This is a genomic window from Umezawaea endophytica (assembly GCF_025061645.1).
GTDB classification, from domain to species: domain Bacteria; phylum Actinomycetota; class Actinomycetes; order Mycobacteriales; family Pseudonocardiaceae; genus Umezawaea; species Umezawaea endophytica.
The window spans coordinates 1-11,523 of record NZ_JANYMP010000001.1 but is presented as its reverse complement, the minus strand read 5'-3'; the positions used below and the strand labels follow the sequence as shown (position 1 = coordinate 11,523).

At 73.7% G+C, this 11,523-nt stretch carries 12 protein-coding genes; 8 read left to right on the top strand and 4 right to left on the bottom strand.

Annotated features, from left to right (window positions below):
- Positions 1-2: 2 nt before the first annotated feature.
- The gene (locus NZH93_RS00060; RefSeq protein WP_259620756.1) at positions 3-752 is read right to left on the bottom strand and encodes an SDR family NAD(P)-dependent oxidoreductase; all 750 of its coding nucleotides are present in this window, start codon (positions 750-752) and stop codon (positions 3-5) included.
- 24 nt (positions 753-776) lie between these two features.
- The gene (locus NZH93_RS00055) at positions 777-2,204 is read right to left on the bottom strand and encodes an MFS transporter (RefSeq protein ID WP_372506450.1); all 1,428 of its coding nucleotides are present in this window, start codon (positions 2,202-2,204) and stop codon (positions 777-779) included.
- A 215-nt stretch (positions 2,205-2,419) separates the two neighbouring features.
- On the opposite strand from NZH93_RS00055, the gene NZH93_RS00050 reads away from it, so the two are divergent.
- From NZH93_RS00050 to NZH93_RS00025, 6 genes are all read left to right on the top strand, one after another.
- On the top strand, positions 2,420-4,234 hold the full coding sequence (locus tag NZH93_RS00050; RefSeq protein ID WP_259620755.1) for a flavin-containing monooxygenase: 1,815 nt from the start codon (positions 2,420-2,422) through the stop codon (positions 4,232-4,234).
- Positions 4,231-5,799, top strand: coding sequence for an NHL repeat-containing protein (locus tag NZH93_RS00045; RefSeq protein ID WP_259620754.1), 1,569 nt, complete (start codon positions 4,231-4,233; stop codon positions 5,797-5,799). The genes NZH93_RS00050 and NZH93_RS00045 overlap by 4 nt, the downstream gene beginning before the upstream one ends.
- 76 nt (positions 5,800-5,875) lie before the next feature.
- On the top strand, positions 5,876-6,106 hold the full coding sequence (locus NZH93_RS00040; RefSeq protein ID WP_259620753.1) for a hypothetical protein: 231 nt from the start codon (positions 5,876-5,878) through the stop codon (positions 6,104-6,106).
- A gap of 53 nt (positions 6,107-6,159) precedes the next feature.
- A complete protein-coding gene (locus tag NZH93_RS00035; RefSeq protein WP_259620752.1) occupies positions 6,160-6,831 on the top strand; it encodes a TVP38/TMEM64 family protein in 672 nt (223 codons plus the stop codon).
- Entirely contained in the window at positions 6,828-7,133 is a 306-nt protein-coding gene (locus NZH93_RS00030; protein WP_259620751.1) for a DUF4342 domain-containing protein, read from the top strand. Before NZH93_RS00035 ends, NZH93_RS00030 begins: the two co-directional genes overlap by 4 nt.
- Before the next feature lie 5 nt (positions 7,134-7,138).
- Positions 7,139-7,501: a sporulation protein gene (locus NZH93_RS00025; RefSeq protein ID WP_259620750.1), complete on the top strand. Its 363-nt coding sequence runs from the start codon at positions 7,139-7,141 to the stop codon at positions 7,499-7,501.
- Between the two features lie 57 nt (positions 7,502-7,558).
- Here the strand turns inward: NZH93_RS00025 and NZH93_RS00020 are convergent, their stop codons facing one another.
- Entirely contained in the window at positions 7,559-8,416 is an 858-nt protein-coding gene (locus NZH93_RS00020) for a universal stress protein (protein WP_259620749.1), read from the bottom strand.
- 156 nt (positions 8,417-8,572) lie between these two features.
- Positions 8,573-8,971, bottom strand: a complete 399-nt coding sequence (locus NZH93_RS00015; RefSeq protein WP_259620748.1) for a universal stress protein — start codon at positions 8,969-8,971, stop codon at positions 8,573-8,575.
- Between the two features lie 142 nt (positions 8,972-9,113).
- Between NZH93_RS00015 and NZH93_RS00010 the strand changes: the two genes are divergently transcribed.
- On the top strand, positions 9,114-10,106 hold the full coding sequence (locus NZH93_RS00010; protein WP_259621419.1) for a zinc-binding alcohol dehydrogenase family protein: 993 nt from the start codon (positions 9,114-9,116) through the stop codon (positions 10,104-10,106).
- 166 nt (positions 10,107-10,272) lie between these two features.
- A partial coding sequence (locus NZH93_RS00005; RefSeq protein ID WP_259620747.1) for a phosphoketolase family protein occupies positions 10,273-11,523 on the top strand: 1,251 nt, incomplete at its 3' end.

Genomic DNA, 11,523 nt, shown 5'->3' with positions numbered 1-11,523 from the left:
GCTCAGACCGCCGACCAGCCGTTGTCGACGGGCAGGACGACGCCGTTGAGGTTGCTCGCCTCGTCCGAGGCGAGGAACACGATCACGGCGGCCTGCTCGTCGGCCTCGGAGACGCGGCCGAAGTTGCCCATGTACGGCATCAGCGTGGACGGTCCGTGCGCTTCGGGGTCGACGTTCGCCACGATCCCGGTGATGGTGGCGCCGGGGGCGATGGCGTTCGTGCGGATGCCGTCCTTGCGGTACATGATCGCGAGCGACCTGGTCAGCCCCACGACACCGTGCTTGGACACGGTGTACGCCGTTCCCGCGGCGCTGCCGCGCAGCGCGGCCTCGGAGGCCGTGTTGACGATCGCGCCCTTGCCCTTGGCGAGCATGTGCGGCACGACCGCCCTGGCGAGCCGGAACGGCGCGGTCAGGTTGACCCGGATCAGCCGGTCCCACTCCTCGTCGGTGACGTCGGCCGTCGCCGTCATGCCGTCCATGATCCCGGCGTTGTTGACCAGCACGTCCACGCCGCCGAACGCCTCCACGGCCGTCGCGACCACCCGGTCCACCACGGCCTGCTCGCCGAGGTCGCCGACCACCGCCACCGCGGCGCCGCCGATCTCCTCGACCACCGCCGCGGCTCGGGACGCGTCCAGGTCGGCGACCAGGACCCTGGCGCCCTCGGCGGCGAAGCGCAGCGCGGCGGCCCGGCCGATGCCCGAGCCCCCGCCGGTGACGATCACACTGCTGTTGTCGAGCCCGGTCATCGAGTTCTCCGTTGTCGTGGTGGGTCAGCGGCGGGAGAGCAGGCTCGCGACGGCCGCGGCGACGAGCGCCGTGACCACGCCGATCCCGATGATCACGCGGAACGCCGTCAGCGACGGCACGGCGGTCGACCCGAACGGGACGGTCACCTGCGACAGGACGACGCCCGCGACGGCGCTCGACACCGAGGTGCCGATGGAGCGCATCAGCGTGTTGAGGCTGTTGGCGGCGGCGGTCTCGGAGACGGGCACGGCGGACATGATCAGGGCGGGCATGGCCCCGTACGCCAGGCCGATGCCCGCGCCGACCACGCTGGAGATGAGCACGAGGTGCCAGATCTGGCTCAGCAGCACCAGGTTGAGCGCGTACCCGGCCGCGACCACCAGCGTGCCGACGATCAGGGTCGTGCGCGGTCCGCGGGTCCGGGTGATCCGGGCGGACACCGGGGCCATCGCCATCATCACCAGCCCGGACGGGGCGAGGACCAGGCCGACGACGACCATCGGCTGCCCCAGGCCGTGACCGGTGGCGGAGGGGAGCAGCAGCAACTGCGGCAGGACCAGCGACATCGCGAACATCGAGAAGCCGAACACGGCGGAGGCGAGGTTGGTCAGCGCGACCGGCTTGCGCGCGCTGGTGCGCAGGTCCACCAGCGGTTCACGGGTCCGCAGCTCCCACCGGCACCACACCAGCAGGACGACGACGGCCGTGCCGACGAGTCCGAGGGTCAGCCCGCTGGTCCACCCCCACGCCGAGCCCTTGGACACCGCCAGCAGCAGGCACACCAGGACGATCGAGAGGCCGATCGCGCCGACGAGGTCGAAGCGCCCGCCCGTGCGGACCGACGACTCCGGCACCAGCGCCACCACCAGCGCCGTCGCCACGACGCCGAGCGCGGCGGCGAGCCAGAACAGGGCGTGCCAGTCGACGCTGTCGGCGAGCAGGGTCGCGGTGGGCAGGCCCAGCGCGCCGCCGACGCCCAGTGAGGCGCTCATCAGCGCGGTGGCCGAGCCGAGCCGTTCGGCGGGCAGCTCGTCCCGCATGATGCTGATGCCGAGCGGGATCACGCCGGACGCGAGGCCCTGGAGCACGCGCGCCACCACGAGCGGGGCGAGGCTGGTGCTCAGCGCGCCGAGCGTCGAGCCCGCGACCAGCAGCGCCAGGCTGATCAGCAGCATCCGGCGCTTGCCGTACATGTCGCCGAGCCGTCCCGTCGTCGGGGTGGCGACGGCGGCGGCCAGCAGCGTGGCGGTGATGGCCCACGCCGTGTCGGCGGGAGTGGACCCCAGCAGCGCGGGCAGGCGGGGGACCAGCGGGATCACGATCGTCTGCATCAGCGCCACGGTGACGCCCGCGAACGCGAGCACGGCCACGACGGTGTTCGGCCGCCCGGTCACGTCCGGTGGCGGGCCGCCGGGCAGGTCGACGGGGGCGGTGGACGGCGTGGACGGCACGGGCAGGCCTCCGGGGGACGAGTGGATCAGATCATGATTAAAGCAGTCGATTGACTTAGGTGGCCCCTCCGGGACAGCGGGCCCCCGGATGTGCCAGTCTCGTCGAAGACGTCACGGGGTGGCGTCGGCCGATCACGCAATGATGGTGCCCACAATTTAAGTCAGTCGCTTGACTTCGCTTCGCGCCCTTGTCCAGCACAGCCAGAGAGGTGTGCATGTCCACGCCACGCACGTCCGGGGTCCCCGACGACCTGGGGTTCGACCCGGACGCACTCCGAGCCAAGTACCGGACCGAGCGGGACCGGCGGATCCACCCCGAGGGGAACGCGCAGTACCGGCGCGTCCTGGGCGAGTTCAGCTCCTACGCCGACGACCCGTACGTGGAGCACGAGCCCACCAGGGAACCGCTGACCGACCGCGTCGAGGTGGTGCTGGTCGGCGGGGGCTTCGGCGGCCTGCTCAGTGGCGCGCGCCTGCGCCAGGCCGGTGTCCAGGACATCCGGGTGATCGACGAGGCCGGTGACTTCGGCGGGACCTGGTACTGGAACCGCTACCCCGGCATCCACTGCGACATCGAGTCCTACATCTACCTGCCCCTGCTCGAAGAGGTCGGCTACGTCCCGAAGTGGAAGTACGCGCCGGGCGAGGAGATCCGGCAGCACGCGCGGGCCATCGCGCGGCACTTCGACCTGTACCGCGACACCTGCTTCCAGACCCGCGTCACCGACCTGGCCTGGGACGACGAGGCCGAGGAGTGGATCGTCCGCACCAACCGCGGCGACGAGACGCGCGCGCGGTACGTCGTGGTGTCCAGCGGGACCCTGAGCCGTCCCAAGCTGCCCGGCATCCCCGGCATCGAGACGTTCGCCGGGCACACGTTCCACACCAGCCGCTGGGACTACGACTACACCGGCGGCGACGCGGACGGCGGCCTCGACAAACTGGCCGACAAGCGCGTCGCGGTCATCGGGACCGGCGCGACGGCCATCCAGATCGTGCCCCACCTCGGCCGCGACGCCCAGCACCTGTACGTCTTCCAGCGCACGCCGTCGACCGTCGACACCCGCGGCAACCGCCCCACCGACCCGGAGTGGGCGGAGTCGCTGGCCCCCGGCTGGCAGCGCGAGCGGATGGAGAACTTCCTGTCGATCGTCACCGGCGAGCGGGCGGAGGAGGACCTGGTCTCGGACGGCTGGACCGGCAGCGCCCGCCTGTTGCAGAACCTCATCCCCAGCAACGCCTACGCAGACCTCACGCCAGAGGAGCGCGAGCGCGTCAACGAGATCGTCGACTTCCAGAAGATGAACGAGCTGCGCGACAGGGTGGACGCCGTGGTCGAGGACCCGGCGACGGCGGAGGCGCTCAAGCCCTGGTACCGCTACATGTGCAAGCGGCCCACGTTCAGCGACAACTACCTGGAGACGTTCAACCGGCCCACCGTGACGCTGGTCGACACGGCTGACCACGGTGGCGTCGAGCGGATCACCGAGAAGGCCGTGGTGGTCGGCGGTGTCGAGTACGAGGTCGACTGCGTGATCTTCGCGACCGGGTTCGAGGTCGGCGTGTCCGGTGTCCTGTCCGGGCTGCTGCCGGTGCGCGGTCGCGGCGGCGTCGGACTCCTGGAGAGCTGGGGCAGGGGACCGAGGACGCTGCACGGGTTCTACAGCAACAACTTCCCCAACCTCTTCCACCTCGGCCCGCTCCAGAACGCCAGCTCGGTCAACTTCGTCCACATCCTCGACGAGCAGTCGTTGCACGTGGCCGCGGTCGTCGCCGAGGCTCGCGAGCGCAAGGCCCGCTACGTCGAGCCGAGCGCGGCGGCCGAGGAGGCGTGGGTGGCGGAGATCCGGGCGAACGCCCCGAACCTGCACGCGTTCCAGGCCGAGTGCACCCCCGGCTACTACAACAACGAGGGCATGCCGTTCGGGCGCCGCGAGACGTACGCGGACGGCCCCGTCGCGTTCCACCGGGAACTCCGGCGCTGGCGCGCGGAAGGCGGTCTGGACGACGTCGTGGTGACCGGCGGATGAGCGGCCGGTACGGGGACGCGACCCCCGTGAGCGCCCGGCGGACCGTTCGGCGGCTCACCGACCCGAACCCGCTGTGGGGCTCGAACGGGGTCGCGTTCGGGCCGGACGGCCGCCTGCACGTGGCCCAGTTCCTCGCGGGCCGGATCAGCGCCGTCGACCTCGCGACGGGCGACGTGGAGGTGGTCGTGCCGGGCGACGGCCCCGTGCAGTCCCCCGACGACCTCGCGTTCGGCCCGGACGGGTCGATGTACATCACCGACCTGATCCCCGGCCGGGTGTGGCGCCGCGACCCGCGCGGCGACTTCTCCCTGGTGACGGACCAGGTCGGTGTCCCGAACGGGATCGCCTTCGTCGGCGACCGGCTCTTCGTCAACGAGATGAGGCCGAACGGCAGGCTGCTGGAGCTGCTCCCGGACGGCGGCCCGCCCCGCGTGCTCGCGGCCGACCTGGCCATGGGCAACGCGATGCAGCTCGGGCCGGACGGGCGCCTGTACTACCCGCACATGCTGACCAACCGGGTCTACCGGGTGCCGGTGGACGGCGGCGAACCCGAGTTGGTCGCCGAGGACGTGCACGAACCGGTCGCGGTGCGCTTCGACCGCGGTGGTGTGCTCCACGTGCTGTCGCGCGGCGCGGCGGGTTTCGTGACCAGGCTGGACCTGTTCGGCACCGGTGACAGGACGGTCGTCACCAGCGGTGTCGTGGGCCTGGACAACGCCGCGTTCGACGACGAGAACCGGATGTTCGTCTCCAGCTTCGCCAGCGGCGGTGTCGCCGAGATGCGGCCGGACGGCCGGACCAGGGAGGTCGTCCCCCAGGGGTTCGACGGCCCGTTCGGCGTGACGGTCGACCTGGGCGGGACGGTCTACGCGGCCGACCACTACCGGCTGGCGGGTCCGGTGGACGGCGGGGTGGTCACGCACGGGCTGCTCACCTTCGTCCACGGCGTCGCCGCCGACGGCGGGCTCCTGCACGTGACGTCCCAGTACGGCGACGTGCGCACCCACGACCCGGTCACCGGGAAGACGGTGGTCCGGGCGAGAGGACTGGACCGGCCGACGGGCATCGCCGTGCGCGAGGACGGCTCGCTCGTGGTCGCCGAGTCCGGCGCGGGCCGCGTCGTGGCCGTCGACGGGAGCGACACCGTCACCGTGCTCGCCGACGGCTTCGACCGGCCGGTCGACGTCGCACTGGACGCCGAGCAGCGCTGCTACGTCAGCGACGACGTGCGCGGCGCGGTGTTCCGGGTCGACGACGGGAAACCGGTGCTCGTCGCCGACGGCCTCGACGCGCCGCAGGGCCTGGCCGTGCACGGCGACACCCTCTACACCGTGGAAACGGGCGGTCGCAGGCTGATCTCCGTCGCACTCCCCACCGGTGACCGCACCGTCGAGGCCGAGGACCTGCCGGTGGGCGCGCCACCCGGCGAGACCCGCGAGGAACCCGCCCTGTTCACCCACGGCCTCCCCGGCGCGCCGAGGCGGTTCGCCGGGCTGGCCGTGGCACCGGACGGGTCCCTCTACGTCTCGGCCGACGGCGAGGGCACCGTGCTGCACCTGGCCTGACCAGCGCGCTCCTCCCGCCCGTCCGGTGGGAGGAGCGCCGTCCACTAGGCTCGGTCGGGCAGGGGAGGGAGCGCCGGTGACCGACGAAGAGCTGATCGTGGAGTTCGCCCTGACGCGCCTGGACAACCCCGGCCTCGACCTGGAGGAGATCGCCGCGCTGGTGGTCCACCGCGTCGGCCCGGACCGCATGCTCGACTTCGCGTCGAAGACCCTCGGCGCCCGCGGCGAACTGCGCGGCGCCCTCTTCCCCTCCGCCGTCGAGCACGTGCTGCGCGTCGTGCTGACGCTGCGCGGCCCCGCCGACTAGTGCGGCGGTCCCCACGCCCTACCGCGGAGACCTCACCCGGCGGTGCTCGCGGCTTGGTCCTGCTGGTCGTCGGCGCGGTGGCGTTGGCCGTGGCGGCCGTGCTGGTCGACCTCCCCACGGTCGACCAGCTCCGGGCCCAGGTGCTGGGGGCGGGGTCGCTCGGGTCCGTCGCCTTCGTCGCGTTCTGCGCCGTCGGCACGGCCGCGTTCTTCCCCAAACCGGTGCTGGCCACGGTCGCCGGGCTGCTGTTCGGCGTGGTCCTCGGTGTCGCGCTCGCCGTCGTGGGGTTCACCGCCGGTGCGCTGATCTCCTTCGGGGTCGCGCGCAAGCTCGGCCGGAACGCCGTCGCGGCCCGGCTCGGCCACGGACGGCTCCGCGTGCTGGACGCGGTCTTCGCCACCCGAGGCGTGTCGGCCACGCTCGTGCTCCGCCTGGTGCCGCTGGTGCCGTTCACCGCCTCCAACTTCGGCGCGGGCGTGACCGCCGTGCCCCTGCGGTCGTTCGCGGTCGGCACAGCGGTCGGGCTCGTGCCCTCGACGGTGCTCGCCGCGGTGCTGGGCGACGCCTTGCAGGACCTCGGTTCGCCAGGGTCGTTCGTCGCGCTGGGGGCCTGGCTCGTCCTGAGCGTCACCGGTCTGCTGTGGGGACGTCATCTGGTGGCTTCCGCCGGGGACGGCGGAAGCGGGAAGCTTGCACCGTCGACCGAGCGTGAGGAGAAGCGATGACCGTCACCAACAACCGGACGACCACGACCAGCGAGCGCGTCCGCGGGCACGCGCTGGTGGCCAAGGTGAAGGAGCTGATCCACGAGGGGAACGTCCGGCGGATCGTGGTCAAGGACGACCACGGCCACACGATCGTGGAGATCCCCGTGACGGCAGGCGTGGTCGCCGCCATCGCCGCGCCCGTGGTCACCGCCGTCGCCGCCATCGCCGTGCTGGCCAAGGAGTGGTCCATCGAGGTCGAGCGCGTGAAGCCGCCGATCGTCACCGGTCCCGAGCAGCGGTCTCCCGAAGAGGAGGGCTGAGCGCCGTGAAGATCGAGGAACTGGTGGAGAAGGCCCGCGACACGATCACCGTGCGACGGGTGTACTCGGAGCCCTACGAGCGGGACGGCGTCACCGTGATCACCGCGGCCGCGGTCGGCGGGGGCGGAGGCGTCGGCGTCGGCAAGGACGAGAAGGGCAAGGAAGGGGAAGGCGGGGGCTTCGGCGCGGCCGGGAGGCCGGTCGGCGCCTACGTCATCACCGGGAGCCAGGTGTCGTGGCGGCCTGCCATCGACGTGAACCGGCTGCTCACCGGGCTCGCCGCCGTGCTGGTCGCCTTCCTGGTCACCCGCGCCCGCGTGGCCAGGGCGCGGGCGAACGCCGAACGCGCGTGGCGGGAGTCGGTCTGACCGGACCGCGCCTGTCCGGAGCCCCGGCGGGCTGAGCGCCGGGGCTCCGGGCAGGGGTCAGAACAGGGCGTGGGCCGCCTCCGCGGACGTCCTCGCGCTCGGCAGGGTGGAGGCCGGGCGCTCGTGGACCGGGCCGCGGCCGTGCACGACCAGCACCGGGCTCGGCGCGTGGTGCAGCGCCGCCCTCGTGACGGCGCCGGACCTGTCGCCCGCCTCCCCGTGCCCGCCGTCGCCGACCACGACGAGGTCGTGGTCGGCGTAGTGGGTGACGGCCTCGTGCGGGTGGACGCGGAGCAGCACGCCTGAGTGGGGTGGACGCCGGTCGAGCTCGTCGAGCAGCCGGAGGGCGTTGTCGAGCACGAACCGGTGGTCGGAGTCGAGCACCGGGCCGGTGGCGGGCAGCGCGACGGCGTGCACGACGCGCAGCGCGGCCCCGTGGTCGAGCGCCGCGCCCGCCGCGCGCGTGATCACGTGCTCGTCCTCCTCCCCGCCGCTCACCAGCGCCACCACCCGGCGGTGCTCGCCGTGCACGGCGGACGGCGCGCCCCGCACGACCACCGTGTCGCACAGCGCGTCCCGCACGAGCGACAGCACCGCCCCGCCAAGGCCGAGCGCGCCCGCCGTGCGCCCGACCACCAGCAGCGCGGCCCGGTGGCTCGCCGACTTCAGGTCGTGCACCGGGTCCGCGCCCGCCTCGTGCACGCGGACCCGCAGCCGCGGGTACCTCCTCATCACCTGGTCGAGGGCGCTGAGATCCGTGTCCCACCACCAGGTGTCGAGGTCGGCTCCGGTGAGCCACGCGTGTTCGGCCGCCCACGCCACGGCCTCGTGGCCCCAGGACGAGCCGTCGCTGCCCACGACCACCAGCCTCGGCGGTCGCGGTTGTCCGGTGGTGTCGATCGGTGCGACGCGCATGGTCGCCTCCTGAGTCCGCACCGGCTCCGGTGTCCGAGGGGCGCGATCGGCCGGGTGCGGCGCGGTCGGGTCGCGCTCGTCGCGTACCCAGCGTGCCGGTGGAGGTGGTCGTTGTCGAGGTGGGAACGCGGTGTCCACCGAGGAGGGGGACGCGGGCTAGAGCCGCAGGCCGGGCGGGATCACCACGACCGGGCAGGCGGAGTGCCGCACGCAGTCGGTCGCGACGCCGCCCACCGGTTCGCCCCCGCCCGTGCCGACGACGAGCAGGTCCGCCTGCCAGGACGCGCCGACCAGCACCGACGCGGCGTCGCCGACGGCCGTCACCTCCGCGACCGGTGGCGCTCCGGGGACCTCGGCGCGGACCTCCTCGACGATCCGGTGCAGCTCGCGCGCGGGGTACCTCCGGTGCGGGCGGCCGGTCGCGGGCTCGCGCGGCCAGGCGGTCGTCGCCTCGACGTGCGCGCCGGTGCGGGCCGCCTCGCCCAGCGCCCAGCGCAGGGCGGTTCGGCTGGCCGGGGACCCGTCCACGCCGACCACGATCACGGATGACGTCATGCCGAACCTCCCGAGCGAGGTGTCCCGTGCCTCCAGGCTGCTCGCCCGGTGCCCGCTCCGGCAGGGGCCAACGGCACCCTTCGGCGGGGACGGGCCGTCGCGCCCCGGATCCCGCGGTGGTTGGGTGGAGGGCGTGGACTCCATGCTCGCGTGGCACGTCGACCAGCCCGGACCGGTGGCGAGCGGGCCGCTGCGCGCCCGCCGGGACCCGCTCCCCGAGCCCGCGCCCGGTGAACTGCTGCTGAAGGTCCTGGTGTGCGGGGTGTGCCGGACGGACCTGCACGTGACCGAGGGCGACCTGCCGGTCCACCGGCCGGGGGTGACGCCGGGGCACGAGGTGGTCGGCGAGGTGGTCGAGACCCGGTCGGACCGGTTCGCCGTCGGCGACCGGGCGGGGGTGGCGTGGCTGCGCGGGACCTGCGGCACGTGCCGCTACTGCCTGCGCGGCGCGGAGAACCTCTGTCCGGGGTCGCGCTACACGGGGTGGGACGAGCACGGCGGGTACGCCGAGTACGCCGTGGTGCCCGCCGACTACGCCCACCACCTGCCCGGCGGCTACTCCGACACGGAACTGGCGCCGCTGCTGTGCGCGGGGATCATCGGCTACCGCGCGCTGGAGCGGGCCGAGGTGCCCGCGGGCGGACGGCTCGGCGTCTACGGGTTCGGCGGCAGCGCCCACCTGGCGGCCCAGGTCGCGCTGGCGCGGGGTGCCGTGGTGCACGTGATGACCCGCAGCGCGCGGGCCAGGGAGCTGGCGCTGGAACTGGGGGCGGCGTCCGCCGGGTGCGCCGCGGAGCCGCCGCCGGAACCGCTGGACTCGGCCATCCTGTTCGCCCCGGTCGGCGACCTCGTCCTCCCGGCTCTCGAAGCGCTGGACCGGGGTGGCACGCTCGCGGTGGCGGGCATCCACCTCAGCGACATCCCGGTGCTGGACTACCAGCGGCACCTGTTCCAGGAGCGCCAGGTCCGCAGCGTCACGTCCAACACCCGCGCCGACGCGCGGGCGTTCCTCGACTTCGCCGCCGGGCACCGGTTGCGCGTGTCCACCCAGCCCTACCCGCTGGACCGGGCCGACACCGCGCTGGCGGACCTGGCCGCGGACCGGGTCGACGGAGCGGCCGTGCTCGTCCCGTGATCGGGGCGGCGGCGCGGAGGACGGGGCGGACCAGGGACGAAGGTCCCTGACCACTGGGGTCCGACTGCGCTGCCGCGGGCGGGCCGTGGCGAGGACTGTCTGGATCGAGGAACCGAGGGGGCCCGCAGAGGGCTGCCCGCGCTCGTCGAGCCGAACAGGAGCACCGATGTCCACGGAGACCGCGTCCGGTACCCCGGCCAGGTCAGCAAGCTCGGAAACCTCCTGGCTCACCAGGCTGGACGCGTGGTGGCGGGCCGCGAACTACCTGTCCGTCGGCCAGATCTACCTGCTGGACAACCCGCTGCTGCGCGAGCCGCTGCTCCCGGAGCACGTGAAGCCGCGCCTGCTCGGCCACTGGGGAACCGTGCCCGGCCTGACGTTGACCTACGCGCACCTCAACCGGGTGATCGTGGACCGGGACCTGAGCGTCCTGTACGTGGCCGGGCCGGGGCACGGGGCCGCCGGGCTGAACGCGGCCGCGTGGCTGGAGGGCACGTACTCCGAGCTGTACCCGCAGGTGTCCCAGGACGTTGCCGGGATGCGCGCCCTGTTCCGCCAGTTCTCCTTCCCCGGCGGCGTGCCCAGCCACGCGTCGGCGCACCTGCCCGGCTCGATCCACGAGGGCGGCGAACTGGGCTACTCGCTGGCCCACGCGACCGGCGCGGCGCTGGACAACCCCGACCTGCTGGTCGCGTGCGTGGTCGGTGACGGCGAGGCCGAGACCGGGCCGCTGGCCGCGAGCTGGCACGCCCCGGCGTTCCTCGACCCGGTCAACGACGGCGCGGTGCTGCCCGTCCTGCACCTCAACGGGTACAAGATCGCCAACCCGACCGTGCTGTCCCGACTCGACCACGGCGACCTGCGCGCGGTGCTCAGCGGCCACGGCTGGCGCCCGGTGCTGGTGGCGGGCAGCGAGCCGATGGAGGTCCACGAGGCGTACGCGGCGGCGCTGGAGGACTGCGTCGACCAGATCCGGCAGATCCAGCAGGACGCCCGCGAACGCGGCCACCGCGGGCGGGTCCGGTGGCCGATGATCGTGCTCCGCACGCCGAAGGGCTGGACCGGACCGTCCACGGTGGACGGACGCGAGGTCGAGGGCACGTGGCGGGCGCACCAGGTGCCGATCACCGCCGTGCGGGAGAACCCGCGGCACCTGGTGCGGCTGGAGGAGTGGATGCGCTCCTACCGGCCGGAGGAGCTGTTCACCGCGACCGGGGCGCCCGAGCCGGGGATCGCGTCGCTGCACCCGGCGGGCGACGCGCGGATGAGCGCGAACCCCCACGCCCACGGCGCGACCCAGCACGCCCTGCGGCTGCCGGACGTCGGCGACCACGCGGTGGCCGTCACGAAGCCGGGGACCGAGCGCGCCGAGGCGACCAGGGCGCTGGGCCGCTACCTGCGCGACGCGGTCGTGCTG